The organism is Nitrobacter sp. TKz-YC01 (assembly GCF_047824785.1).
In the GTDB taxonomy this organism is placed as follows: domain Bacteria; phylum Pseudomonadota; class Alphaproteobacteria; order Rhizobiales; family Xanthobacteraceae; genus Nitrobacter.
This window is the reverse complement of the sequence record NZ_CP181167.1, coordinates 3320779-3346007: the sequence shown is the minus strand read 5'-3', so window position 1 is coordinate 3346007 and position 25229 is coordinate 3320779. Positions and strand designations below refer to the sequence as shown.

Annotated in this window: 20 protein-coding genes and 3 pseudogenes; 10 read left to right on the top strand and 13 right to left on the bottom strand. The window is 61.2% G+C overall.

Translation table 11 applies throughout. The features are described from left to right. The first annotated feature begins 23 nt into the window (after positions 1-23). Positions 24-1084, top strand: a pseudogene (locus ACMYR2_RS15975) (IS630 family transposase). Here the strand turns inward: ACMYR2_RS15975 and ACMYR2_RS15970 are convergent. Continuing rightward, positions 1072-1506, bottom strand: coding sequence for a hypothetical protein (locus tag ACMYR2_RS15970; RefSeq protein WP_416194116.1), 435 nt, complete (start codon positions 1504-1506; stop codon positions 1072-1074). The pseudogene ACMYR2_RS15975 and the gene ACMYR2_RS15970 overlap by 13 nt on opposite strands. Positions 1507-2043: 537 nt before the next feature. Continuing rightward, a protein-coding gene (locus ACMYR2_RS15965) for an IS3 family transposase (protein WP_416192834.1) occupies positions 2044-3179 on the bottom strand; the annotation gives its coding sequence in 2 pieces (ribosomal slippage) (positions 2044-2909 and positions 2909-3179; 1137 coding nt in all). Between the two features lie 154 nt (positions 3180-3333). Between ACMYR2_RS15965 and ACMYR2_RS15960 the strand changes: the two genes are divergently transcribed. The 3 genes from ACMYR2_RS15960 (at position 3334) to ACMYR2_RS15950 (ending at position 5061) form a co-directional block, all read left to right on the top strand. Beyond that, a complete protein-coding gene (locus ACMYR2_RS15960) occupies positions 3334-4044 on the top strand; it encodes an energy transducer TonB (protein WP_416193288.1) in 711 nt (236 codons plus the stop codon). Beyond that, positions 4007-4573 carry a prepilin peptidase gene (locus tag ACMYR2_RS15955; RefSeq protein WP_416193287.1) on the top strand — a complete coding sequence of 189 codons (567 nt, stop codon included), beginning with the start codon at positions 4007-4009 and terminating at the stop codon, positions 4571-4573. The genes ACMYR2_RS15960 and ACMYR2_RS15955 overlap by 38 nt, the downstream gene beginning before the upstream one ends. 86 nt (positions 4574-4659) lie before the next feature. Next, a complete protein-coding gene (locus tag ACMYR2_RS15950; protein WP_416194115.1) occupies positions 4660-5061 on the top strand; it encodes a hypothetical protein in 402 nt (133 codons plus the stop codon). Positions 5062-5108: 47 nt separating this feature from the next. Here the strand turns inward: ACMYR2_RS15950 and ACMYR2_RS15945 are convergent. Then, a pseudogene (locus ACMYR2_RS15945) lies at positions 5109-5342 on the bottom strand (transposase); the annotation flags it as partial. Between the two features lie 231 nt (positions 5343-5573). On the opposite strand from ACMYR2_RS15945, the gene ACMYR2_RS15940 reads away from it, so the two are divergent. Next, complete coding sequence (locus tag ACMYR2_RS15940; RefSeq protein ID WP_416193286.1) at positions 5574-6365, top strand: TOBE domain-containing protein; 792 nt, start codon at positions 5574-5576, stop codon at positions 6363-6365. Positions 6366-7074: 709 nt separating this feature from the next. Here ACMYR2_RS15940 and ACMYR2_RS15935 read toward each other — a convergent pair. Beyond that, the gene (locus tag ACMYR2_RS15935; RefSeq protein ID WP_416193285.1) at positions 7075-8658 is read right to left on the bottom strand and encodes an alginate export family protein; all 1584 of its coding nucleotides are present in this window, start codon (positions 8656-8658) and stop codon (positions 7075-7077) included. 224 nt (positions 8659-8882) lie between these two features. Beyond that, positions 8883-8987, bottom strand: a pseudogene (locus tag ACMYR2_RS15930) (molybdate ABC transporter permease subunit); the annotation flags it as partial. 1 nt (position 8988) lies between these two features. Between ACMYR2_RS15930 and ACMYR2_RS15925 the strand changes: the two are divergent. After that, entirely contained in the window at positions 8989-9105 is a 117-nt protein-coding gene (locus tag ACMYR2_RS15925; protein ID WP_347264562.1) for a transposase, read from the top strand. Positions 9106-9422: 317 nt separating this feature from the next. On the opposite strand, the gene ACMYR2_RS15920 is transcribed toward ACMYR2_RS15925, so the two are convergent. Then, entirely contained in the window at positions 9423-9647 is a 225-nt protein-coding gene (locus ACMYR2_RS15920; protein ID WP_347264563.1) for a hypothetical protein, read from the bottom strand. Positions 9648-10294: 647 nt separating this feature from the next. On the opposite strand from ACMYR2_RS15920, the gene ACMYR2_RS15915 reads away from it, so the two are divergent. Next, complete coding sequence (locus ACMYR2_RS15915; protein WP_347264564.1) at positions 10295-11104, top strand: uridine kinase; 810 nt, start codon at positions 10295-10297, stop codon at positions 11102-11104. Positions 11105-11117: 13 nt separating this feature from the next. Next, complete coding sequence (locus ACMYR2_RS15910; RefSeq protein WP_347264565.1) at positions 11118-11951, top strand: molybdenum storage protein subunit alpha; 834 nt, start codon at positions 11118-11120, stop codon at positions 11949-11951. Between the two features lie 351 nt (positions 11952-12302). On the opposite strand, the gene ACMYR2_RS15905 is transcribed toward ACMYR2_RS15910, so the two are convergent. From ACMYR2_RS15905 to ACMYR2_RS15890, 4 genes are all read right to left on the bottom strand, one after another. Next, positions 12303-12524 carry a helix-turn-helix domain-containing protein gene (locus ACMYR2_RS15905; RefSeq protein ID WP_416193284.1) on the bottom strand — a complete coding sequence of 74 codons (222 nt, stop codon included), beginning with the start codon at positions 12522-12524 and terminating at the stop codon, positions 12303-12305. 560 nt (positions 12525-13084) lie between these two features. Beyond that, positions 13085-13420 (bottom strand): DUF983 domain-containing protein, encoded by a 336-nt coding sequence (locus tag ACMYR2_RS15900; RefSeq protein ID WP_347264567.1) that lies wholly within the window; start codon positions 13418-13420, stop codon positions 13085-13087. Positions 13421-13872: 452 nt separating this feature from the next. Then, positions 13873-15396: a carboxysome shell carbonic anhydrase gene (locus tag ACMYR2_RS15895; RefSeq protein ID WP_347264568.1), complete on the bottom strand. Its 1524-nt coding sequence runs from the start codon at positions 15394-15396 to the stop codon at positions 13873-13875. A 90-nt stretch (positions 15397-15486) separates the two neighbouring features. Beyond that, entirely contained in the window at positions 15487-15627 is a 141-nt protein-coding gene (locus ACMYR2_RS15890) for a hypothetical protein (RefSeq protein ID WP_416193283.1), read from the bottom strand. 451 nt (positions 15628-16078) lie between these two features. On the opposite strand from ACMYR2_RS15890, the gene ACMYR2_RS15885 reads away from it, so the two are divergent. Continuing rightward, positions 16079-16216 carry a hypothetical protein gene (locus ACMYR2_RS15885; RefSeq protein WP_347264570.1) on the top strand — a complete coding sequence of 46 codons (138 nt, stop codon included), beginning with the start codon at positions 16079-16081 and terminating at the stop codon, positions 16214-16216. A gap of 88 nt (positions 16217-16304) precedes the next feature. On the opposite strand, the gene ACMYR2_RS15880 is transcribed toward ACMYR2_RS15885, so the two are convergent. The 3 genes from ACMYR2_RS15880 to ACMYR2_RS15870 all read right to left on the bottom strand — a co-directional run bounded on the left by ACMYR2_RS15880 (position 16305) and on the right by ACMYR2_RS15870 (position 23131). After that, positions 16305-16616: a helix-turn-helix transcriptional regulator gene (locus ACMYR2_RS15880; protein ID WP_347264571.1), complete on the bottom strand. Its 312-nt coding sequence runs from the start codon at positions 16614-16616 to the stop codon at positions 16305-16307. A 207-nt stretch (positions 16617-16823) separates the two neighbouring features. Beyond that, positions 16824-21293, bottom strand: a complete 4470-nt coding sequence (locus ACMYR2_RS15875; RefSeq protein ID WP_416193282.1) for a translocation/assembly module TamB domain-containing protein — start codon at positions 21291-21293, stop codon at positions 16824-16826. After that, the gene (locus tag ACMYR2_RS15870) at positions 21293-23131 is read right to left on the bottom strand and encodes an autotransporter assembly complex protein TamA (RefSeq protein ID WP_347265270.1); all 1839 of its coding nucleotides are present in this window, start codon (positions 23129-23131) and stop codon (positions 21293-21295) included. The genes ACMYR2_RS15875 and ACMYR2_RS15870 overlap by 1 nt, the downstream gene beginning before the upstream one ends. A 691-nt stretch (positions 23132-23822) precedes the next feature. On the opposite strand from ACMYR2_RS15870, the gene nhaA reads away from it, so the two are divergent. Next, complete coding sequence (gene nhaA, locus ACMYR2_RS15865; protein WP_347265271.1) at positions 23823-25190, top strand: Na+/H+ antiporter NhaA; 1368 nt, start codon at positions 23823-23825, stop codon at positions 25188-25190. Positions 25191-25229 lie beyond the last annotated feature (39 nt).

Below are 25229 nucleotides of genomic sequence, written 5' to 3'. Positions count from 1 at the left end.
ATGGCGAACGAGGGAGGTTCGCCATGTCGCCCCTGCCACTGCGAGCTGATTTCAACGCATAGACGACACGGTCCGCTGCCAGGCGGTTGAAAGACGGGCCGCAGGCGCGGCGACTTCTGGCTCTGGCCGCAATCTACGACGGTGCGACGCGGACGGAAGCAGCCAGGATCGGCGGAGTTGGCGTGCAAATTGTTCGCGATTGGGTGATGAAGTTCAACGCCCTCGGCCCGGACGGGCTTTTTGATCGCAAGGCGCCCGGTCAGCCGTCTCGGCTCGCGGACGAGCATCGTCAGGCGTTGGCTGCTGTGATCGAAAGCGGGCCGATCCCTGCCATTCACGGCGTTGTCCGTTGGCGCATCATCGATCTCTGCCAGTGGCTGTATGAGGAGTTCATGATCACCGTCTCCAAGCAGACTCTGAGCCGGGAGCTGCGAGGCATGGGCTATCGCAAACTCTCCGCTCGTCCGCGTCATCATGCGCAAGCCAAGGGCGCGATCGAGAATTTTAAAAAACTTTCCCCGCCCGAGTGGCAGAAATTGCCAAGGACAAGAGCGTCGATCCAGCCGATACAGAAATATGGTTTGGCGACGAGGCGCGCATCGACCAGAAGAACAAGATCACGCGTCGCCGGGCGCTGCGCGGAACGCGGCCTTCGGCGCCACGCGACCAGCGAACCGCTTCCACTTACATCTTCGGTACGATCTGCCCGAAGGACGGCAAGGGCGCCGCCCTCGTCCTGCCCGCATGCAACACCGAGGCGATGAACTTGCATCTGGCCGAAATCGCGACCGAGGTCGCGCCAAGCAAGCATGTCATTCTGCTGCTCGACCAGGCCGGCTGGCACCTGTCGAGCCGGTTGATCGTTCCATCCAACATCACGATCCTGCCGCTGCCAGCGAAATGCCCGGAACTTAATCCGCAGGAAAACCTCTGGCAGTTCATACGCGACAACTGGCTATCGAACCGCGTGTTCAAGTCCTACGAAGATATCGTCGATCACTGCTGCTTCGCCTGGAACAGGCTAATCGATCAACCTTGGCGCATTATGTGCATCGGAATGCGTGATTGGGCTTACCGGTTTTGATCAGCGAGTCTTGATATTAGTCTTCGAAGGGCCATCTCGCTGTAGGCGTCGTCGCATGCAATCGAGTGATCGTGCAGTCTCCAGACGTCTCCGTTCTGACTGATCGGATGTTTTTGCAGCCTCGGCACGGTATCGACCGAATCTTGCTCCGGATCGATATGAAGGTTCAGGAGCGAATCGACTTCGGCAGCGTCAAAGCCGGTCATCTCGAGGGAGAGATTGAGCGTCGGCAGTTCTACGTTTAACTTGGCTAGCTCGGTAGCCAAAATCTTGCGATCCCAAGCGGAATTCGCGGCGAGTTTGTTGTCTGTGATAACCAATGTGTCTTTTTCGATGTCGTTGAGATGACTCAGCACCATCATCGGGGCCTTTGACAGCGCCATTTTCTGTGCGGCGAGCCACCGACCGACGCCGCACAATATGGCTCCGCGTTCGTCGACAATAATTGGGTAGGTCCATCCGAAGTGCCGAATGCTGCTTACGATTTAGTCGATCTGCTTCTTGGAGTGGACGCGAGCATTGTTTTTGGGTGGTCGCAGCTTAGCCGTCGCCGTTTCGGATATTTGATGCAAGCACATTGTCACCTCGTATCGATGGCTTAAAAAGACGAAGGGGAAGAGTTGAGCCGAAAGTCGTAATGCTACAGGAACAAGCACGCAGACTTCATATTGAAACATATATATGCTTCAATATGGCAGAGAAGTTTTCATCCGCCGTAGGCCGATGGTCTTAAGCTCCTCTTCTTCGGGGGATTGGTAACGAAGCGGTGAGATTGCGGTGGAGGTTCAATGCTGGACCGTCAAGTTCGAGCCATGAACAACAACGGCCGGCCTTTTCCTTCTGAAATTCGAATGCTGCCGTTTGATCGTTGAAAACGTACATATGGGCTCTTTCGGTCTGAGGTGGACCCGCTTGGTGAGACAGTTTGGCGGCCTGGCTAAGGTGGATCGGGTTCGTTTCTACGCCGCCAATTGCTCCGTCATTTCCGCCATAGCATGGACTTCGTCGGGCGTCCTGCCGGCGAAGGTCGAGTGCGGGCGTCGCCGGTTGTAATAGTCTATCCAGGAGCCGATGCCGCAGCGGGCTTGGCTTCCCGTTTCGAATGTGCTGAGGAAGACGCACTCATATTTGAGGCTGCGCCACAGTCGTTCGATGAAGACGTTGTCCATCCAGCGGCCGCGCCCGTCCATGGAGATGCGGATGCCGGCATCCTTCAGCGTCGTCGTGAAGGCGAAGCTAGTGAACTGCGAGCCTTGGTCGGTGTTGAAGATGTCGGGCCTGCCATGGCAGGCGATCGCCTCTTCGAGAGCGGCAACACAGAAGTCGGCATCCATCGTGTTCGACAACCGCCAGGCCAGGACCTTGCGGCTGAACCAGTCCATGATGGCCACGAGGTAAAGGAAGCCGCGCCGCATCGGGATATAGGTCACATCGGCACACCAAACGTGATCCGGCCGCTCGATCGCCAGGTGCCGCAGCAGGTAGGGATAGATGCGATGCTGCGGATGCGGCTCGCTGGTTCTCGGCGCCTGGTAGATCGGCGACAGACCGATCTTGCGCATCAGCCGCCGGACCCGCTTGCGACCCACGCACCAGCCCTGACGCCGCAGATGCCGGGCCATCTGCCGGGAGCCATACCAGGGCGTCTCCATGAAGGCCTCGTCGATGGTGCGCATCAGTTCGAGGTTCTCGGGCGTCTCGCCGGCGGGCTGTCGGTAGAACGACGCCCGCGAGATCGAGACCAGTTCGCACTGGCGGCGGATCGAGAGCCGGTTGTGATCGGGGTCAATCATCATTCTCCTCCGATCCAGGCTCAGCGATCGAAGGCCTTGGCCAAAAAATCCCGCTCAACGACAAGCTGGCCAATCTTGGCGTGCAGCTTGGTCACCTCGGCTTCCCGGCCGACCTGCGCATCAGCAGCCTTGTCGTCGAACGTCTTGGCCAGGTTCTCGATGGCCTGCCGTTTCCACTGCGTAATCTGGTTCGGATGAAGCTGGTGCTTTGTCGCCAGTTCCGAAATCGTCCGCTCGCCACGGATCGCCTCAAGCGCAACCTTGGCCTTGAACTCAGCCGTAAATCGTCTGCGTGTCTTCATACCGGATCGTCCTTTTCATCGGGCGATCCACCTTATGCCCCTGTCTCAGAAACCGGCACCACCTCAGGTCGCGGTGCAGACCCAGAACGCGGCAAAGTGACATGATCAGCGAAGGTCATGGGAGCGTTCCTCATCGTGCGCCGCGAGAGAGATCATGAACAGTGCGCTGAAGTTCACGATCTGGCACGGCATGGCGGCTTCGCTGGCGCTGCATTCGGCGGTGGCGCTGCCGTTTATCGTGAACAATTTGACGCCGCCGCCCGACGACTCCGAGGTGCTCGTCGTGGAGTTGGAGGGCGAGATCTCCGATACGCAGGTTCAGGAAAAAGTGGCGCAAGCACCGCCTGACCAGCCGCCGCCGGAGCAACAACCGCCGCCGCCGCAACAGACGCCGCCACCGCCGCCACCGCAACAGGCGCCACCGCCTGAGCCGCAGGAGAATGATGGCGCCGACGCGCCGGAGCCAAAACCGCAGGTCTCCGCGCCGCAACCACCGCCTCCTCCGCAGGTGCAACAGGTGCAAGATCCCGACGAACAGCAGAAGGCGCAGATCATTAAGGCCGAGCGGGATCTCGAGGCGGATCGCCTCCGCAAGTACGTCAAGCGCCTGACCAAGAAGGTCCAGGCCCATCTGGTCTATCCAGATGAAGGCCGCAAAGCCGGTCTGCATGGCAATGCGAGGGTGTCCTTCACTCTTGGTCCTAGCGGGCAGATCAAGCCTGGCTCGTTGGCGGTCGTGGAAAGCAGCGGCCAGCCGAAGCTCGATGCCAGCGCGCTCGCAACCGTCCGCGCCAGCGCCCCTTTCGAGCCGCCGCCAAGCGAGATGAATGTCGCCTTTGTCGTCAGTTACGGGAAGAAGAAGTAACGCAGTTTGCCAGATCCGTTGGGCGAGAAAGGTTGCCAGGGGGAGGTCTCGTTGGCTCCGTATCCATATGATTGCGACGGTATCTCTGATCCTGCTGGGTCTTGCGTGCGTCCGGCTCGCATGGATTGACCTGCGCGACGGCATCATTCCCGACTGGCTCAATCTGCTGGTTGCTGCGACCGGTGTGGTGCGGATTGCAGCGCTCGCCGGTTTGGTATCGGCGGTCGCGGCGCTTTGCGATGGCGTTGTCATCGGCGCGATGGTCTGGCTGTTGCGTTGGCTCTATTTCAAGTGGCGAAAATTTCAGGGGCTTGGACTCGGCGACGTTAAGTTGCTTGCAGCTTCTGCCGTTTGGATCGGCGTTGTTGGTGTACCGATTCAGCTTCTGATCGCTTCGGTCACCGCGCTCGCGGCAGCCGGACTCATGCAGCTTTCGAAGCGGCCGGTAACGCGGCTAACGGCGCTGCCGTTTGGTCCGTTTCTCGCGTTCGGTCTGCTTGTTGTGATCCTTCTGCAGCAACAAGGCTAAGGCTGACCGTTTCCGGAAACGGTTGTGTTCCAAATTAACGCGGAGATTTCGGCTGAGGCGGCGACTGGTTGTCGGCACGTGCTTTCATGGTCACGGCGTCGGCGTTTGCGGGCGGTTGCGCGCTTGCTTTAACAGTCCCCGGTTGCGGCAGGCTGCCGTTCATGCTGGCACTCGCGGCGACGCGCTTCGCCTATGGCACCGGAGCCGGTTGGCTCGGCGCGGGAATCGTCGGCGTTGTCGCTGGCGTGGCATCGTTCGGCATTCTCACCCTTCTGTTTGCCATATTGCGCGCTCCGATCCTGCGGATTGCATTGGCGCTCATATTCGCCGCACCCGCCGCCGTAGCGGGATATGCGCTCGTGCATGGCGTGACCGCCGAGGCCGTGCCGTCGCCGGTCTGGCGGCAAATCTTCTGCCTTGCGGGCGGCGCATTCGTCGGTGCGGCCGCCGTAGCGCGGTTGGCGACGTCTGCTGGGTCCGACGTCTAAGAGCCAGTTTGGGAAATCAAGGATGAGCGTTTCTGCGGATGAGGCCGCCGCCAATGGCCGAAATCCACGGGCAGCATCCGCCAGCCGCAGCCCGAGCGCACCAGATACCGTACCGCGTTGATCACTTCGCGAAATTCGATCTCCCGTGGCCGACCCCTGCGTCCGGGCTTCGGCATCAGCGGCGCGATCCGCTCCCATTCCTCGTCCGTCAGGTCAGATGGGTAGCGCCTGGTCTTTCGGGCGATCTTGGCTGTCCGGCCTCGCCGCTTGCGTGTCCACATCCCCAGTGTGAATCATATTCGCAGCGACATCGGAATCACGGCTCAGCACAATTTTCAAACAGGCTCTAAGCGTCCGCCTGCCATGGAACTGAGTTACGTACTGAAGGTACCGGCATATTTTGGCCGTAGGTGCATTCCGGCCATGTCGGGCAACGGCTTCATCGCTCCAAATTCGGCTTCCGCTGCGGTGTGACGTTTGCTATATATATATATAGCGCGGGGTGGACGTGAATGGCGATTGAAGCGCTGGTCACCTTGAAGGGTGAGAACGTTCCCGCGGTCGGGCGTGAGCGGTTGAGGCTGCTCGAGGCGGTTGCCCGTGAGGGCAGCATTTCAGCTGGGGCACGGGCGGTCGGTATCACTTACAAAGCGGCATGGGACGGTCTCGATGCGATGGCCAATCTTTTCGGCAAGCCGTTGCTCGTCGGGCGCGCTGGCGGCCGCGCCGGCGGCGGAGCGACGCTGACGGCGACCGGTCACTCTGTCATCGAGGCGTTCAGAAGAATGGAAGCGGAGATGGTCCGAGTCTTGCGAACGATCGAACCCGAGCTTGCCGAGGCCGGTGTTTCTCCACTGGATCTTGTCTCAGGATTTCTTATGAAGACCAGCGCACGCAACGCGATCCGCGGCAGCATCGTCAATATCGTGTCCGATATGCTGAGTGCCGAAATCGAAGTTTCGGTCTCGCCTCAAACAACGATCTATTCGCTTGTCACGCACACCAGCATGGAAGAGTTGGGACTATACTCGGGCCGGTCGGTGACTCTGCTGATCAAGGCGCCATTCGTTGCTATTGCTACAGGTAAGGCGGCGCCGAAGACCTCCGCCCGCAATTGCATCAGTGGAATCATCAGCCGGTGCGAAACGTCCGCTGTAAGCGCCGAGGTCGTTCTCGATATCGGCGCCGCTAAGACGCTTGCATCAAGCATTACCGCGCAAAGTGCCAAATCGCTTCGCCTCTCTCCGGGAAAGCCCGCATTCGCCATTTTCGATGCAGCACACGTTATCATCGCCATAAACTGATGAAGTGGGTATCGCTCTTGGATGGCATCACCACTGCGATAAGGCGTCAAGATTCTCGTCCAGGTATTGTAAGGGATTCGATGGCACGTTCGAATAAATTGTCGAAGGTTTGCCAGGGCAGGCACTGGCTGCGGTTTTCTTCGGGCCAGAACCGCTAAGAGCCTGTTTGAGAATTCACCCAAGCACATCAATCGATGTGGCGGCGAAGCGCTGGCTGCGCCAAAATTCGCAGAGAATGAGCCGCCGTCCTGCGACGGCGCCATCTCCAATCAGGCTGTCGTGCCTTTCTCAAACAGGCTCTTAGATCACGATCTTGCGTTCGCAGGCGGCGACATGGCAGGACTATCGGCTTCAAGACCGCAGCTTATTGAGTCGAGCACGCATCACATCACGGTTTTCGAGCGAAGCCGAATCCGATTCGCATAAAGAAAACGCGTCAAAAAAGAAAATGGAGTCTTTCACCGTTTCCGTGAAGCAGTGAAAGACTCTAGAGAATTGTGAGGATCCGTGCTCCGATCGACCGGCGGGATCCTTTGGTGCGGTATCGTTAGCTGCCGTCACGCGATGATTGGTCATGCGATGATTGAACAGGGTGACGAGGGGATTCTACCCGACAACTGCCGACCGTCCTTCTATTCCGCCGCCGGGCATGACGGCAGATTGGCGCCGACCCACAGGCATCTGCTGTTGGGCCGGCGCGATCTTCACTTTAGAAGAAGAAACTCGTCTGGAGATAGCCATAGAAGGTATCGCCTGTCGGAGGCGCGTTGGGGGCGTCCTGCAGGAATCTACCTTTGATCAGGTAAACGGCCCCGGTATCGAGCAGCCAGGCGTTCGGGATAAGCCAGTATCGCAGGCGTGTCTCGATCTGCTGACCGGCGAAGATGCCGGACCGGCCGGAACGGTCCCGGACTCCCGTGAGGCCGAAGGAATCGGTGGGGTTCTCCAGGAAGAGCGGGCGGTAAGTGATGAAGGCATCCCATATCGGGCTCGGCGTGATCTCGAGACGCACTCCCGGTGAAATCAGGTTGGATCGCTGCACCGCCCCGTAAAGGCTGGTTGGGCCGTATTCCCAGCGCCGGGCGCCGAACAAGGTATCGAACCGGGTGAAAGTGGTTGGATTGGCGCTATCGCCGCTGGCTTGATCGTATTGCACCGAGAGCCGCGGCAACCAGCTCGTATTGAAGGTGTAGCCCGCCTGCACATGGAAGAAGTAGGCCGACACATTGAGGTCGCGCGTGTCGGTGACGGCGGCCGTATCCCGGGCGAGGCCCGTCTGGTAGATCGCCTCGACCTCGTGGTCGAACTGCCCGGGTTTCGGTGCCCGCCACAGCCGGAATCCGGGGGTGAACAGGCGCCGATTCCGGGTCTGCACCGCGCGCAGGCCTGTCCCGGAATCCTGCTCGCGCAAACCATAGCCATAGAGCTCCAATGTTCCGCCGAGTACGTTCGCGAAGGTATAGGAACCACCATAAAATTGCAGATCCAGGTTCTCCCGATCCATCACGATCGCATTGTCGAGGATGCCCGCCGCGTCGGCGGGAAACCGAGTGTGCGGCATGGTCCAGAACAGGGTTATCTTATCCTTGTTCGCGCCCTGCCAGTCGAAGGAGGCGCCAGTGAATGAGTTGATGGTATTACGAAAGTCGTTACGCGCTACGAGGCGACGCGAGCCCATGTCCTTCGTGAACCGGCCTGCGGTGATGCTGCTTTTTGAACCATTGCCCGTTTCGTCGGAGAGATCGAAGTTGAGATAGGCCTGAGTAAGCTCTAGGGCGTTCACCTCCGTGGTGGAGGTAGACGAGTTTGGTTTCTGCAAATAACCGCGGCTGTCGAACACCTCCCCGCCGATCTTCACTTTGTGGCCGGTATCGTACTCCGCGTAAATGTTGGTGCGGAATGCGGCGAAGACGTCGCTGTGCGGAAACGGCGCCGGACGGAACTGGTTGTTGATCCCTTCGATGCGGGAACGGAACGTGCCTCCGATCTTGAGATTTTCGGGCCGTCCGAGTGCGTCGTAGAGGGAGAACACCGGCTTCGTCGTATTCGCCTTGAAGTAAGGAAACGTCAGCGCCTGAACCTGCTTTTCCGTCCAACCCTGAGCATAGGTATCCGCCCAGCTCGGGGCGGCGAGTGGGGCATAGTCCTGCCTTTCCCGCGCCTGCCGCTCGGCCCGCGTTGGTGAACATACGTCAGGTTCGCTGCATCCGCCTTCCTCCATTAGTGTACGCGCCTGCGCAAGATTCGGAGAAATGGCGACAAGCAAGACAGCAGACAAGAAAACCCGCAACATCTGAGAATCTCACAACCCTTGACGGGCGCAGCCGACCGCGCATGCCAGGCGCGCCTCATCAATGAGCAACGCGCGCAGCCACCCAGAACAGCGATCATCGAAAACAGTACGACGCAGGATGCCCCCGGCCGATAGCCTATCGATATAGCTATCGATATATATCGTATGTCGTGATGTCAAGAACGCGCAGCCATTTCAAGTGAATGACAAGTCGGGCAAGCCTGAAAGGCAACACCAATGGGCGGCAGCACAAGAGGTAGTGCCAAGGCGGCGGCAACCGCCTCTTTCCAGCGGGCCTTTGAACGCTCCAACCACCAGGCGATCGGCGACATGTCGATCCAGGCGGGGGCGATCAACCGGGATCACGTCCATCTGTTGCTCGCGATACCTCCGCACTTGTCGGTATCGCGAGCGGTCCAATGCCTGAAAGGTAAAGAGTTCACATAAGATTCTGTCGGATTATCTCTCGCTGAGAAAGAGGTCTCCACGATATAGGTGTGAACAGAGCATATATTCCGTTGCGACGTTTATCGGGCAAAACCGCGAACAACTCCCCGGATTTTAGCTCAAATACGGACAGAACCATTTTACATAAGTAAGGAAGCGCTCCGCCATAGAGGGTATGTGGTCATTGCCGTGAAGGCGTTCGTATTGATGGTCGCATGCGCGGTTCATTAGAACTCTCCCGACTGATGAGCAGTTGCCGCGTGTATCTCTCTGATGCCAGCAATATGTCCAAGGCGTCACGATGCAAGGGTAAGTCTCTATTTCTGCTTCGACGTCTCGCTAGAGGCCACCAGCGCTTCCATGCGAACTGCCTCAACAGCGATATCGGTCAGATCCTTTCGGCGATAGATGCCATTCGCTGCGGCCTTCAGAATCTGTTCAGCCATGAATGCCTTGGTTGACGAATCTGACTTGATTTGGACGGCAGCATCATCAAGAGCTGCGGATAACATCCGGGTAAATTCCAACGAAAATTGCGACATACCGTTCCTCCGCTTTATCTATTCTGGCTTTCGTTGCTCCATTCGTTATAGTCAATGAGATATATCGTATCTCAGGTCTATATGTCCACCTTTAAAAGGGCCGCGCGTGGCTGTGATTGTGCGGCAGCAGATCGTTCTGCTCGCGGGTTGCAGGAGCACGCTTTGACACCTGAAAGTTTTGTTGTGCAACCGCGGCATGAACCCACCCGGTCATCTAACGGTCTGCGAAGTCATCAAATAGGAGGGTAGACTCATCGCTCCCTGAATCGATCAGCGCTAACCTGCTTCCGAAAGCATAAGCGCGATCGGCCTGTCGCGAATGTCTGTTCGCGGCTCCCGACGAGCGTCAACGCGCGAGCGTCTCGATGTGATTGCACCGCTGATAGATGGCGTATCTGGAAATGTGTGGACGTCGCGTCGATTGCCGGGTTTCCGTTATCACCGATGTCTACATAACGCATTGAAAATACGTATATTAATGTAATTTTCGGGATTGACCTATATTCGGCGGCATACCAGTGTTTCAGCGTCAACGGAGCCTGCGGGAGCGATCCTTCGGTATCGCTGAGGAGGATCTCCGTCCGGCGGACGGCATCGATGGCATCCATAAAGAATGGCCGTCGACCGCATGACGAAAGGAAGCCCCAATGGCCACCACCTCGGAACTTGAGCAACTCCTGATGCAGCGTTCGCTGACCGATGCGCAGCTTCTGGCTGCCGCGGATGCGTCGGCGGATTTTCGAATTCTGCCTGACGCGACGGTTCTCAAGATCGGCGGACAGAGCGTGATCGACCGCGGCCGCGCGGCGGTTTATCCGCTGGTGGATGAGATCGTCGCCGCCCGCAAGAACCACAAGCTGCTGATCGGCACGGGCGCAGGGACCAGGGCGCGGCATCTCTACTCGATCTCGGCCGGGCTCGGCCTGCCTGCCGGTGTGCTCTCGCAACTCGGGGCATCGGTGGCCAGCCAGAACGCGATAATGCTGGGGCAGCTCCTCGCCAAGCACGGGATATCGGCGGTCGACGGAGCCGGTCTCTCGGCCGTACCGTTATACCTCTCCGAAGTTAACGGCGTCATCTTCAGCGGTATGCCGCCTTATGGCCTGTGGATGCGTCCCGACTTAGAAGGCGTCATCCCCCCGTACCGTACGGATGCGGGATGTTTTCTGATCGCCGAACAGTTTGGCTGCAAGGCCATGATCTTCGTTAAGGACGAAGACGGCCTTTACACCGCCAATCCCAAGACATCGAAGGGCGCCACCTTGATTCCAAAGATATCGGTGGCTGAAATGAAGGCGAAGGGCTTGCAGGACTCCATCCTCGAATTCCGGATGCTCGACCTGCTCGAGTCGGCGCGAAATGTCCGCCAGGTGCAGGTTGTGAATGGCCTCGTCCCCGGCAACCTGACCCGCGCGCTCGCCGGCGAGCACGTCGGCACCATTATCACCGCGAGCTGAAGGGGAGGTCACGATGGCCGACACAAACGACAAGATCAAGCACGTCGCTTCGCCGCTCGCGCGCCAGACCCTGCTCGACGGAGCACTTACCGCTCCCGTCGCCGGCAAGCGGCCGATCCGGCTGCTGCCGTGGCTGCAGGTGGTGAAGATCGGCGGCCGCTCCATCATGGATCGCGGCCGTGACGCGATTCTTCCGATCGTGGACGAGATCCGGAAACTCCTGCCGGAACACCGTCTGCTCATCCTGACCGGCGCCGGAATCCGCGCGCGGCATGTCTACGGCGTCGGCCTCGATCTCGGCCTTCCGGTCGGCTCGCTTGCGCCGCTCGCCGCGAGCGAAGCGGGCCAGAATGGTCATATCCTCGGGGCGCTGCTCGCCCCCGACGGCGTCTCCTATATCGAGCATCCGACCATCGCGAGCCAGTTGGCGATTCACCTCTCGGCGGCCCGCGCGGTGGTGGGAAGCGCGTTCCCTCCCTATCACCATCACGAATTTCCAGGCTCCCGTATTCCTCCGCACCGGGCCGACACCGGCGCGTTTCTGCTCGCCGACGCGCTTGGCGCGGCCGGTCTCACCATCGTGGAGGACGTGGACGGGGTGTACACGGCGGACCCCAGCGGTCCCGATGGAAAGAAAGCTGAACTGCTTCGCGAGACCAGCGTCGCCGATCTTGCAAAGTTCAAGGGCACATTGCCGGTCGATACGGCTTTGATCGAGGTGATGGCGACGGCTCGTCATATCGAGCGCGTGCAGGTCGTGAATGGGCTCGTGCCGGGACGGCTCACCGCCGCGCTACGCGGCGAGCATGTCGGAACGATCATTCATACCGGCGCGCATCAGGGTTGAGGCCAGTTCCGGCCTGTAATGGATAACCCGGCCGGCTCCCCGGCTGTCGATCTTGCGGGAGCCGTTCACGCATGTGAGCCTCGGACATGGCTCAGGTGTTCAGTCCCGAGGTCAACTGGATAGGATTGATTGGTCCTGAAGCGGTCTGGCTCATTGGCCCATGCGTTACTCCTCGCGTCCTCGCCGCCTGTCTGGCGGTGGTCGTTGGCCTTGCGCCCTATGTGCAGGGACTCGTTCTTCTTGACCGCTGGGCGGCAGACCATATGACGGTTGGGGGGCAGCGCGAAACGCTCACCCTGGCTGACGGAACCCAGGTTGAGCTCGATGCGGATACGGCCTTAAAGACGGATATCACGCCCGACGAGAGGCGCGTGTACGATTGGCAGGGTTCTTTGACGCCGTCTTACGGTTCTCAAGGCCTGCCAGGCCGTGTTGTCGATAAGCTGTTCGCCAACGGTAGAAACCGGCCCGGCCGACGCCGAAATACCGGCAAGCCTTTCCGACATCGCCAATCTTGTCAGCGTGCTGGAGCACCCGCAGCTTGTGGTCCACATCTCGCCGAAACTTGTGCATCCCGATCATCCTTCCTGCCATCGAGGCTCAAGAGAAAGGATGTCTCGCAAGTCTGTACATCCTACAAGGTCATGACCGTGTTCCATGGCATGGCGGTGACGCCGAGGGCCGGAAGGGGAAAGCAATCATGACGTTCGACGTTGCGTTCCGACCGGGCGGCAAAAGGGCTGCCGATAGCAGGTTTTGTGCATTCAGCTTTCGTCTCCGCGCACCCGTTTTACGGTCAAAGGCAATCGGAATGCCGAAAGTCTCCGGCCGACGCCGTGAATATTCCCGTTCTTGGAAGCCGAGACCGGAGACATCGCTTGATCACGACTGCCGCCGGACGGTGGCAGTCCATTCCTATTAACGCTCGTTCCATAGCAGCTGGATCTGAGCGGCGAATCCCCGCACGGCGTCGTCAACTCGGTGCTCGGTTTTATGCTCCTGCTCGCTGCGGTGTCGCTGATCTTCCGCAACGCAATCATGCGATGCTATCGCTCGGCTACCCGATGCCGCACAAACTTAAACCTTCAGACCTGCGTCCGGAGTTATTCGTCGGTGCGGGGATGGGCCTCGCTCTACGATGCCTTGTGGTGGTACTGCAGCGATACAAGGAGGCTCTTCAGCCCTCGCAGCGGCCAAAGCGTCATGAACAGGATCAACGGAATCCAAAGCGCTACGTGAACCCAATATGGCGGCTGATATTTGACTTCAGTAAGCAGGGCGGCGGTGACGACGACGGCGCCCGCGATCATTATGACGAATATGGTGGCCCCGTCGCCGACGTTTGCGAAGCTGAAATTCAGGCCGCACGAATTACATTCGGGTTTCAACGTCATGAATCCGTCGAAGAGCTTTCCCTTGCCGCAGCGTGGGCATCGGCACAACAACCCGGTGGAATATGGTGAGGGCATCTTTGCGTGAATCCCTTGTCATTGATTTCCATTTCTAGCTTTCTGCGCTCCGATCGGGACAGCAACTGACCGAGCCAACTCGCAATGCCAGTGCAAGCCATTTTACCCGAGACGTGATGCTATGCGTGGCGCGTCCACCTCGTAGCAAGCGCACAAAAAGCGACTATCGGGCCGCGGCCATCCTGACCACACCCTCCCAGGTTACACCCTCAGAGGCGGCGCGGATGCCGGGCGGACCTATCCCCTCAAAGTTTGCTAGACCCGCGTTAAACATCTACACATACCGACTAATATATCAAGCATGAGTATGAATATACTGGATATCATCAGCACAACGCTCCTTCCGGTTCGAGGTGTTGAACGACAGGCAGCGGACGATGACCCATGGCATCGATGCGATGGGTCGACGCGAGGGTGGTTCTTACATCCATGATTTTCATGGCGCGTACGCCTCAATGATCGCCGACAGGGTCGTCGGCGATGAAGGTGCAACGTTCGTCACCGCCACGTTCGCTTACCGCAATCGCGCAATTGAGCAGCCCCCGGGCGGCCAGATCGGGGTAGCGCGCTTCGATCGCGTCACGCACCCGCCGCCCCCGCGCGATCGCCCGCTCACGCGACTTGGGAACTCGTGCATCATATTCGAAGTGCACCAGAACCGGCACCGGCAGACCGTGCGAAGCGTTGAGCTTGGTGAAGATATCGATCCCCACATCCATGTCCGGCGCGCCTTCCTCCATGGTATTGAGGTGAGCGAGGTAAAACAGATTGCGCAACTGCAGCGGCCGCAGCTTCTCACCGGCGATGATGTACTGTTCGTCGTGCCCGATTGTCGCGTAGCGCCCGGTGTGGTGCTTGATGACGTATTCAATTTGCGACAGATTGGCCTCGGCCAGCGCCAGCACCAGGCGAAGCATCCCCTCATGCATTCGGCCGGTGCCCTGGCTTCCGTCACCGATGCCCTCGGCAACGGCGACGGTCTCGGCGATATGGGTCCGCGCCGCGTCGGGCGAAAGACCGAGGGTGTCGCGGTAGATCTGCGCGGTCTCGAAATAGCGGTGCGCGCTAAGCTCGCCGAGGCCGTCGGGCAAGTGGATGCGCAACGCATCCAGATCCGTGTCAACACCGATAAGCAGGACATCCGGTCCAGCGCCCGCGCCGAAAGTCCGTTCAATCGCCGCCCGCAACTCGTACAAGCGCTCCAGCGCGGCTTGCGTGGCCTGATTGTCGTTGCTGTTGTGAGCAGCGCAACCGTGATTATCGGGCGAAGAACTGCTGAAATGATAGACGGCGATCTTGAGGAAGTTCAGGCGGTCGCCATCGACCATGGCGCCCGACAACCGCTTGACTTCGCGCTCTGCCCAGTCTGACATATTGGCTTCGACATTAAACAGTGCGCCGGCATACCCCTTCACCCGCACATTCGGCCCGGGCAGAAAGCGCAGCGCATAGGCGCCGATGCCCTGCAGCCGGCCGTCGGAGCACGGGCTGATGTCCACGGTGTGGTAGCCGCACGAACGAAGAAAATCCTCGTCGAGCGGGAGGCGTTGGCGCCAGCCGATCTGCTCTGTCGGCGCGTTGTCGACGCTCAGCTTCAGAGAGCTGAAGATGCAGCGTGAATGCAGCGTGGACAAATCCAGCCCGCACACCCAGGCGTCCTTGAGCACCTGCGTTGGAAGATCGAAGCCGAGGTGCTCGCGGGCCAGCTGCTGCGCCCGCTCGATAAAATTCTCGTCATGCTGATGTGCGGAGATGCGCTTGAGCACATCGACGATGCGCGCAAAGCGCAAGCGAACGGTTCGCTCGTAGTCGAACAGCAGTCGATTGAGGTCGCGATCGACCAGCGCATGCTCGCACATCTCTCCACTGCCAATCACGTACGCCGGATGATCAGGCGTGGCCGCCACCTCGGGTGATGTTATGGCAGCCGGGCTGGCCTCTCGTCGCAGGGCATGAAGGCGTTTGCGTGTGGTCATATTTGCGATCCTCTGTGCTGCAGCCGGTTTTGAGGCATCCGGCTGAGCTTATTCAGGCAGCCAGCTTTTGGTCGAAAAGCTGGTCATGCATTAAGATTGAAACCGGGCCACCTCATAGGGATAGGCCGCGATGAACTTGGTCGGTCGGCAGACCTGGATGTCGCTGACGAAAATCACGCCGGAGTAGGCGTCGAAAAACGGCTGAAAACCATCGAGCAGCGAATCGGCCAAGCCTTCTTGCGGAACGATAATTGCTGTTTAATACATCATATATTATGGTTTTATGTCGTAAATAGTTGTTAAATGTATGAGTTTTTAATCTTTAATTTCATCTCCCATCGACCTTTTCGAAGAAAACTCTGCCAGATCGACCGCTGCCAGTCCGGAAGCCCGATGGTCGGATCAAGCGGGTGTCCAGTTCGATGTCGGGCGGGAAGGGGGAGTCCCATGATCGCGAAGCGCATAGCAACGCAAGGCCTGACGTATCTCCTGGCGAGTGACTCGTCAGACTGACGCCAATCTCCCGGATGGAGCTTCAAGACGGAGCCGATCGCTGCGCAGCGGGGAAATGCCTCAAGAATCAAGGTGAACCCACGGGCTGAGATGGCCGGGCTCTATCGTGCGGGTAAACTTGAACCGACGGATACGCCCGTGCCCGTTGTTTGCGCAGGAGCGTACGGCGGTGAACGCGGGCGCATTCATTGACGGACGGCTGAGCGAAGAACCCGCGCAAGGCTGGTCGGATGCGAACGCAAGCGGGCGGGAGATCCCGGCCCATGGCGCCAAGCAGGAGCTTCTGGCCAAGACCGCTTGGACGTAGACGAGCTGCAAGATCTGGTGCGCGGATTGTTTGCCGTCGGAGCCCTCCAGGCCAATTGAGAGGCTTCAGACGGAACAGAGAGAGTAGATTATCGCGTTCGTTCCAAGGGCCGCGACGAGAAAGACTTTGGTTGCTTTATCACTGGCTTCGTGACTTGCTCCTTGAGCCGGACGCCCCGACCGCCAGCCAGGCTTTGACCATCCGGACTAATCAACTCGATGCCCGCGTTGTCCAGAGCTGAAACCAGTTTCATCAGGGAATCGACATTGCCACGGATGACGCCGTCACTAGCTTCCATGCGTTGAATAGTAGGAACTGAAAGATCTGCCAGTTCAGCCATTTGCCGTTGATCTATATTTAGGAGCGCACGGGCAGCCCTGAGTTGATTGGCGGAAATCATGAACTTTGGCAGCTCCGATACGGTTCAGAGTATGTATGTATTATCTATATGAAATTAAGTATCAAGCATCAATTTGAATGTACAGCATATCAACGATGTGTCTACTACTTTATGAATGTAAATCGCGCTCTTCCTGCGCGCAATGTCCGGCTGGCATTGTGCTTCACGGCCTCATGATCGTTTTAAGAACCGGGTGAATCTGTCTCGTCACCATTCGAATTTCATGCCGACGCCCATCGATGTCGCGCCTCTCGCATCGACATCGGATTCCACCCGTATATGGCGCGTCACGTCCACATTGGCCGAGAGTCCGGACTGGCTGGCGCTCGCTCCGGTCCGGACACCGACGCTCAGCCTGTCGCCGATCGCGCGTGACGCGCCGACCATCGGGCCGCCTCCCGATCCGACGCCGACATCCAGACTGTCGACACCGAGCGAACGGCGCATTCGGTCCAGCACACCATCGCCGCCGCCTGCGAACTGCGCCGCCACCTGTGCGAGTTGCAGGGCCTGCGCCGTCGTCAGGTTGCCCGACGCTTTCTGGAACAGGATGCGTGACAGGATTTCATCCTGCGGCAGCTCCGGTCGCGACGTGAAGGCGAAAGCCGGAGCGGCCGCCGGGCCCGATATCCCGATCTGCGCGGTGATATCGGAGGCTTCTATCTCGGCCGCGAAATCGAGTTCAGGCGCAAGGTCCCCGTTGAAGGAGAGGTTTCCCTTGGTGAAATTCAGCGTCTTTCCCAGTGCCGTCATCTTGCCGCGATAAAGCGAGAATGCGCCCTTCGTGACGGGTTTGTTGGTCGTGCCGCCGACGTGAAGAGAGCCGCCAAGTTCCGCGTTCACGCCACGGCCGTGCACGAAAACGTGGTTCGGCGCCGAGACGGTGACGTCGAGCGCGGCGTTGAAAAGCGCCTGACGTCCCTTGCCGTTGCTCTTCTCCGCGGCTTCCGCCTTGCGCGCCGCCGCGAGCCGGGTTGCGGCCTGGCCCGTGGCGTTGACGTGATCGATGCCGTCGATCGGCTTCAGCGTCGAGGGCAGGCGTTCTGGAATATCGACGCTGACATGGGTGAGATCGACGCGGCCGCTGATCTTCGGATCGCGCGCAAGCGCGCCGGTGACGTTGACGTCAAGATTCGCCCGGGCGGTCGCGAGCGCGCTCGCCGCGAGCGTCGCCTGTTGCCCGCGGATCGAGACCGTGCCGGGAAAGCCCGCGTCCGGCGCGATGCGGACCTGGCCGGAGCCGGACAACGCGCCGCCGTTGGGAGTCGTCGCACTCAGCCGCTCTATGGATATGCGCTCACCTTCGGCGGTGACCTTTGCCTCGATGGCGTCGAGCCGCGTTCCCACCTGGCTGTCGCGGAAGCTGCCGCCGCTCATGGCGGCAAAGCCGCCCACCTGAGGCCTGGCGCGCGTGCCGCCCACGCGGGCATCAAGCTGCACGATTCCGGAAACGGTGCGGCCGGAAGCCGACAGCATGGCATTGGCGACGGCGGCGTCGAGCCGGCCTTTTGCCGTCAGTGCGATCGTCCCGGAGGCGTCGAACGGCACGGTGCCGGCCGCCGTGAAAGTGCCGGCCTTGCCTGCCGAGGCTGTGGCGTTGAGCTTCGTGCGGGTCTTTTCGAGACGGCCGTCCAGAGTGATATCGATCGGCGGCACGCCCGCGTTCCTTGCTTGCGGAGCCGTGAGCCGTTTGACGGCGATCTTGTACTGTCCTGTCGGCGCGCTCGCCGAACCGCCTATTTCGGCCGCCGCATCGAGCGTGCCGCCGAGGCCGAGGCCCGGCACCGCGACATCGGCGTCGGCGAGCGGGACCGCGCTTGCCACGGCCTTGAGGTCGAGTACCTTGCCGGCCGTGCCGTCGAGCGTAAAGCGGCCGCCGCCGATTCCGATCGCCAGATGCTGGATCCGCACGGTGTCGTTGTTGAGCGTGAAACTCGCAGGCCTCTGCAGGGCGATCGTCCTGGCGCCGCGTTTCGCGGTGAAGCGGTTGAGGTCGAACCGGATGTTCTCCTTCGGCGTCAACACGCCCGCGGCATCGAGATTGAAGCCCGCGGCCTTGGCGGACAGGCTGATCGTGCTCGACTCGGCATTGCCTTTCGCGCTCAGGGTTGCGTTCGCGATGGTCTGGCCGCCGATCTCGGCGCCGTTGATTCGGGCATCCGCGTTGAGCACCGGATGGCTGTAGAGATCACTTCCCTCGGCACGCAGATCGAAGTTCCGGATCGCCGTGGCGTCGGCCCGAAGCCCCGTGCCCTTGCTGACAAGGCGGACGGACTGCCGCCCGCTGTCGTCGGACAGCGCAAGGTCGAGTGAAGCGGCGCCTGCAAGATCGATGAGGGCGAGCGGTGCGATGTCCGCCAGCGAGCCGGCCGCGAAGCGAAGCTGTCCGCGCGCGAGGTTTTGCGCGTCGATCGTGCCCGCGCCCTTCAGCGACACCGATCCGATGGTGATGTCGATGGTCCTGGCGTCCCATCCCGCGAAGACAGGCGCGGGCTTGTCGCGCGTATCCTGATCGGCCTCGGTGTTGGAGTTACGCTCCATCGGACGGCGGCTCGCCTGGACAATGCCGCGCGCCGGCTTGCCGTCAATGGCGCCGTCGAGTTTGACGTCGATGGCGCAGGGCCCGTTGATGTCGGCGACCGTGACGTTCAGCCCCAGATGCGGGATCGGGCGCTGCATCGCCGTCACGCGATCCAGCGCCGCCGTGAGCGATAGTCCGGGATGCGCGAGTCCTCCGGTCAGCCGCGCGTCGAGCGACGCCGCGCCGGCCAGACGCGCATCGGCCGCCGTGAGATTCGGAAGCTCGATACGTGCCGCGAGGTCGCTGGCGTCGCGGGTCAGGCCTCCCTTGGCGCGAACCGTGACATGGGCGGCGTCCAGCGAAGCCGCCCGGACCGTGTAGGTATCGTTGCCGCCGGACGAAAAATCGGCGGCGAGGGTGACGCGTGGTCCCGCAAGTCCGTCGAGCGCCGGAAGGCCGGTGGCGAAGCGGTCACCGGTGCCGGAGAGCTTTGCGTCGATGCGCCCGCGTCGAAGGTCGCCGTCGAGATCGAGGCCCAGCTTCACCGTGCCCGCGAGCTGTAGCCCGGCAAGGCCCTCGAAGCGGCTGAGATCGGGCACGGTGCCGGTCGCATGACCGCGCAGCCGGTCCTGGCTGGCTTCGCCCGTATAGGTGGCCTGAACGGTGGAGGTGCCGACTTCCAGCCGCTCGATCTTCGCCACGCCGCCGAGATCGGTTGTGCCTTTCAGCACGAGAGATGCGCTGTCGCCGATCGCTGCCGCGAGAGCAGGGTCTCGCAGCGCGATGCCGGAAGCGCGCAGGCTGGCGTCGATCGCGATGGTCGCGGCGAGGTCGCTGAGTTCAGCGTCGGGCACGACGTTGATCGAGGCTTCGAGCGCGTCAAGGTTGCCGTCGGGCAGACGGGCATCGGACACCGCGAGCCTCGCCGAAACGTGGGGCGCCTTCGCCGGGCCGTTGACGCGGCCGTCGAAGGTGAGGCTGCGGATCGAGCCCTGACCGGTTTCGGTGACGTCGCCGTTGCTCGGCAGCGAGCGGACGGTCGCCGAGAAATCCATCATCTTGTCGGCGCCGAGCGCGCCCCGCGCCTCGAGCCGAGCGAGACGGCTGGTGAGCGTCAACCCGTCCATGACGACGCTGCCGTCGTCACCGATGCGCGTCGCGCTATCGAGTCTGGTTTCGCCGGCGAAGACGGAGGCGGCAAGCGGCGGCAGCCATGGTCCGAGATGACCGTTGATCCGGGTCGCGAGCACCCGGCCGGTCCCGTCACGGTCGAGCATGATGGCGCCGGTCGCATCGATGGTGGGACCGGCCTGGAATTTCAGCGCGCCGCGAAAGCTGTCGAGCGTACCATTGCCGCGAAGCGCGAAGGTGATCGGCGGCTCGCCGGGAAACCGGCCGAGCTTGGATAATAGTCCGTGGGATGGCTCGTCGAGAGTCACGTCGAGGGTGAGGGCGTTGCCCTTCGGTACGAAGGCAAGCGCCATCTTGAAGCGCCCCGGGAAATCCTTGCGGGTTGCGTCGAGATTGAAGATGAGCCCTTCCGAGGGCGAGCCCAGTTCCGCGTTTCCGGTCGCGGCAATGCTTGCGGGCTCACCGAGAACCGGCTCACCGAGCACCAGCGCATGCAGGTCGAACACCTTCACCTGCACCTTTACCGGAAGGTCCGGCAGGATAGGCTGGCTGGACCTCGCCGCGGATGGCCCCGGCTGCGCGGCGGGTGCGCCCGGCTCGGTGTCGGACCGGCCGGTCGCCGCGGGGGGCTGCTCTGACTCCGTGACGGGCTGGTCGGCGGCCAGAGGCTTTCGACGGATCTCGAGCGTGCCGATCTCGAGGCGGTCGATCTCCAGCCGCCCCAGCAACAGCGCGGTGCGCCGCCAGACGAGGCGGGCCCGATCGAGCTTCAGCCAGGTGCCTTCCTTGTCGGTGATGGTCACGTCGCGGATCGTGGCGTCGGACGATAATGCGCCATCCACGGCCCCGATATGCACCTGGGTTGCCGGCGTGGAGAGCGTCCGCGACACGAGGCCGGCGAGAAGGTCCTGCTGATTGTCGCCGGCCCCTCCGATCATCTTGTAGACGACGACACCGGCTGTCGTGACGCCGGCGAGTCCGAGCGCTGCTGCTGCGGCGAGCATGATGGTTCGCCGCGCGCGCATCAGAACGCCTGCCCGATGCTGACATAGACCGCCCAGCGGCTGTCGCCGGGGCGGGGGTTCAACGGTGTCGCGACATCGAGGCGGATCGGCCCGACCGGCGTGAGATACCGCAGGCCGATGCCCGCGCCGTAGCCGACATAGTCGTTGAAGTTCGGCAGCGATGAACTGGAGGCGGTACCGAAATCGACGAACGGCACGACTCCGATGGTCGGCGTGACCTTCACCCGCATCTCGGCGGAGCCTTCGAGCAGACTGCGGCCGCCAATGATCTTGCCGAACATCATCGGCGAGATCGTATTAAAGATGAATCCGCGAACGGAGCCGCCGCCGCCGGAGAAGAATCGGTGCGCATCCGGAATGCGCCCCAGCGGCGCGCCAACGAGCGAGCCTGCCGCCAACCGGCCCGCCAGCACATAGTTGGCATCTTCGTCGAGTGCGTAATAGGTCGAGCCCGCGATCCGCGCTTCATAGAAATCGATCGTCGAGCCCATCAGCTTCGAATAAGCGTTGATTGTCGCGGCGAGACGCACCCCGCGCGTCGGATCGAGCAGGTTGTCGGTTGTATCGTAGCGTCCGCTGGTGGCGACGCCGATCAGCGTCGCATCGACCCGCCCGAGCACGTCCTGCGATTGCGACCGCTCAATCTGGAGGCCGGCCTGAACCCAGGCCATCTCCGAAAAGCGGTGGATCACGCCGACGGTGCCGCGCACCGCATCATTGGTGTAGCCGCCGAGGTCGTTGTTGCCGACGCGCTCGCGAAAGGCGGTGGCCTCGACCAGGAGGTCGTTGGGCGTACCGTACAGCCCCGGCTTGAGGAAAGTCGCGGTGAACCGTCCGCCGAAATCGGAGGCGCGGATATCGCCGAAGTTCAAGGAGGAGGAGCCATCGAGCCGCCGCAGCAGCGAGGCGGATGCATCGAGCCGCAGGCGCTCGGCGTTGCCGAACAGGTTGCGATGCTCGTAATAGGTGGAGACGCCGGGACCGTCGATGGTTGAATATCGCGCCGACAAGCCTGCCGCGTGTTTCGGCCTCTCGGTCACGTCGATGAAGATCGGCACGTTGCCGTTGGCGTCGAGTTCGTCGCCCTCGCGGATGCGAATGCCGCCGATCGCCGGAATTTTGGCGATCGAGGTTTTCATCAGCACGAGGCGCTCGGGCGAGTAAGGCTCGCCTTCGCGCAGATGGACATGGGTGGCGACCACGCGCGGATCGATATCCCCGCTGCCTGAAATCGCGACATGGCCGATGCCGGCCTTGGGACCGGCTTCGACCCGCAACCGAAAATCCATCGCGGTGGCCGCATGATCCACGCTGGCTTTCACGTCCGCGACCTTCGCGAGTGGATGACCGTTGCTGCGAAACCAGTCGATGAGTTTCAACTGCGCGGCGCGCAGGTTGGCGGAGATCGCCGGATCGCCGGACTTCAGCGGGAAGGCGCGACGCGGCAGCCGCCGCGGCGCCATCTCGCGCGGATAATCGACATCAACAGTGCGCAGCTTGAATACCGGGCCGAGCCGAGCGACGATCTTGACGGGAATGATCGCCCGATTGCGAAAGCTCTCCGCCTGATGCACCGCGGCGGAGAGATCGGTCTCGTCGAGCGTGACGGGAATCCCGTCGATCGTGACGTCGATCTCGGCGTTGTAGCGTCCAAGTTCCCAGAGGGCATCCAGCAGTGGATTGATGTCGGCCTGCAGGCGGCGCACGAGGCCTTCGCCGTCCGTCGGCGGAGCCTGCCTGAGGCGATGGGTCGCGGACGCGTCCCTTAGCGCCTGTGCGGCGTCACTGTCCTTCTTGCCGTCGGTGCTTCTGGCCTCGATCTCGAGGCGATACGACAATGCCGTCGTGCTGATCGGTGGCGGATTGTCGGAATTGAACAGACCGAAAAGGTCGAACGCATGCGCCGGCTCACATAGTGACCAGCCAACGGTTCCGACGGCGGCACAACCGGTGCACAGAAACAGTCGTGCCGCAGCGATAAAATTTCTTCGCCTTGCCGGGCTCTCCGAGGGAGCCGGGCTTTGCGGCAGCAACTGTTCCTGAATTATTCCGCTCCCCCCGAGCTGTTATCGGCTCATCCGAGCCTTAATAGCGTTTTCGAGCGAAGTGGGTACCGGTTCGCGTGAAGAAAACGCGTCAAATCAATATCATGGAGCCTCGCTTCTGATTCCATCAGAAGCGATAAAGGCTCTGGGTAGCTCAGGCTCGGCGATTCCCCCTGCCTCCGCAACTCACCAAGCTGTAGCCCGACAGGCACCCGCGTGCAATTTGTAGACATCATGATGGATTTTGTTGGACGAAAATATGGAGCTCGATGCTGATCGGCTGATCGTATGGCACATCCGTTAAAAAAGTCGCGCACCTGACTCGATGACGAATCGTGGAAGCGGCTCGTTCCCGTGGGGACGAAGGCCGAAACTGTTGCTTCGTCGGCGAGATCGCGTGTAAAAGCGACCAGGGTGTTCGCTGCATGGAGCAGCAGGACAGGTCGTGCGCTGGTCGGGCCGCCACGCTGAACGTGCGTGACCGATGAACCGACAGACCTCTCCCCGTGACCTGCCGCGGGCCCAGTTCCTCGCCGAGCGGGCCCTTGCGACGCTGGAGCGCTTTCTGCATGTCGAGGCCGTCAGCGGCATCGTGCTGCTGGTCGCCGCCGCAGTGGCGCTGATCTGGGCCAACTCCCCTTTCGCCCAAAGCTATCACGACCTGTGGCATCTGCCGCTCTCGATCGGGCTCGGCACGTTCGTCTATGCGCAGTCCCTGCATTTCTGGGTCAACGACGCGCTGATGACGGTGTTCTTCCTGGTCGTCGGCATGGAGATCCGGCGCGAGATACATGAAGGAGCGCTGAGCAAACTCGACCAGGCGATTCTGCCGGTGGTCGCAGCGGGCGGGGGTGTGATCGTGCCCGCACTGATCTACCTTGCGCTGAACGCCGACGTGGTGCGCGCGCACGGCTGGGCGGTGCCGACGGCGACCGACATCGCCTTCGCGGTCGGCGTGCTCGCCCTGCTGGGGCGATCGATTCCAGGCGGCTTGCGGGTCTTTCTGCTTGCACTCGCAATCATCGACGACGTCGTCGCTGTGCTGATCATCGCCGTTTTCTACTCGGGCGGCCTCGATCCCAGTGGTTTTGTGATCGCCATCCTCGGCATAGTGATGGTGGTGGGGCTTCAGCGGATCGGCGCCGGCTCGGCCTATGCCTACGTCCTTCCGGGCGCAGTAATCTGGGGCGGCCTGCTGGTGACCGGCGCTCATCCGACTCTCGCCGGCGTCGTGCTCGGGTTGATGACACCGGTAGTGTCCATTCCGATGCGCGAGCGGCCGATAGAGGTGTTGTCCCGAATTTCCGAGGAACTGCGGAACCACGATGCCATGTCGGCGAAAGATGCGCGTCGTCTGGCTCACAACCGGCGGCAGTTGCGTCTCGCCAATCGGGAGATGCTGCCGCCAGTGGTGCGCGTACAGACAGCACTGCATCCCTGGGTCGCCTACGGCGTCATGCCCCTCTTTGCGCTGGCGAATGCAGGCGTGAGTGTCGGTGGCGTCGATGTTTTCGCGGGAGGAGCGCACCTCACTTTGCTCGGCGTCGGGCTTGCTCTCGTCATGGGCAAGCCGCTTGGCGTGGTCGGCGTGATCTGGCTCATGGTGCGGATGGGCTGGTGCCGGCTGCCGCCGGGTGTTTCATGGGACGGCATCCTGCTGGTGGGTCTGCTGGCGGGGATCGGCTTTACCATGTCCATCTTCATCAGCATGCTTGCCTTTACCGATGAGAACCTGCTGGCCGCGGCAAAGCTTGGCGTGCTGCTGGGCTCTTCGGTGGCCGCGATGCTCGGGCTTGGTTGGGGCGCATTGTACGTCCGCAGACTGAAAGCGCGGACCGGCGCACGCGCCTGAATGGAGCGTATACGGACGCGCTTTTCCATCCATACGCTC

What these genes read in the sequence shown, in the direction of transcription:
- ACMYR2_RS15940 (WP_416193286.1), top strand. Translation starts at nt 5,574, where the DNA reads ATGGCGATTGAAGCGCTGGTCACCTTGAAGGGTGAGAACGTTCCCGCG.
- ACMYR2_RS15895 (WP_347264568.1), bottom strand. Translation starts at nt 15,396, where the DNA reads ATGACCACACGCAAACGCCTTCATGCCCTGCGACGAGAGGCCAGCCCG.
- ACMYR2_RS15960 (WP_416193288.1), top strand. Translation starts at nt 3,334, where the DNA reads ATGAACAGTGCGCTGAAGTTCACGATCTGGCACGGCATGGCGGCTTCG.
- ACMYR2_RS15950 (WP_416194115.1), top strand. Translation starts at nt 4,660, where the DNA reads ATGGTCACGGCGTCGGCGTTTGCGGGCGGTTGCGCGCTTGCTTTAACA.
- ACMYR2_RS15935 (WP_416193285.1), bottom strand. Translation starts at nt 8,658, where the DNA reads ATGTTGCGGGTTTTCTTGTCTGCTGTCTTGCTTGTCGCCATTTCTCCG.
- ACMYR2_RS15915 (WP_347264564.1), top strand. Translation starts at nt 10,295, where the DNA reads ATGGCCACCACCTCGGAACTTGAGCAACTCCTGATGCAGCGTTCGCTG.
- nhaA (WP_347265271.1), top strand. Translation starts at nt 23,823, where the DNA reads ATGAACCGACAGACCTCTCCCCGTGACCTGCCGCGGGCCCAGTTCCTC.
- ACMYR2_RS15920 (WP_347264563.1), bottom strand. Translation starts at nt 9,647, where the DNA reads ATGTCGCAATTTTCGTTGGAATTTACCCGGATGTTATCCGCAGCTCTT.
- ACMYR2_RS15900 (WP_347264567.1), bottom strand. Translation starts at nt 13,420, where the DNA reads ATGCCCTCACCATATTCCACCGGGTTGTTGTGCCGATGCCCACGCTGC.
- ACMYR2_RS15955 (WP_416193287.1), top strand. Translation starts at nt 4,007, where the DNA reads ATGTCGCCTTTGTCGTCAGTTACGGGAAGAAGAAGTAACGCAGTTTGC.
- ACMYR2_RS15875 (WP_416193282.1), bottom strand. Translation starts at nt 21,293, where the DNA reads ATGCGCGCGCGGCGAACCATCATGCTCGCCGCAGCAGCAGCGCTCGGA.
- ACMYR2_RS15925 (WP_347264562.1), top strand. Translation starts at nt 8,989, where the DNA reads ATGTCGATCCAGGCGGGGGCGATCAACCGGGATCACGTCCATCTGTTG.
- ACMYR2_RS15880 (WP_347264571.1), bottom strand. Translation starts at nt 16,616, where the DNA reads ATGATTTCCGCCAATCAACTCAGGGCTGCCCGTGCGCTCCTAAATATA.
- ACMYR2_RS15905 (WP_416193284.1), bottom strand. Translation starts at nt 12,524, where the DNA reads ATGCACAAGTTTCGGCGAGATGTGGACCACAAGCTGCGGGTGCTCCAG.
- ACMYR2_RS15910 (WP_347264565.1), top strand. Translation starts at nt 11,118, where the DNA reads ATGGCCGACACAAACGACAAGATCAAGCACGTCGCTTCGCCGCTCGCG.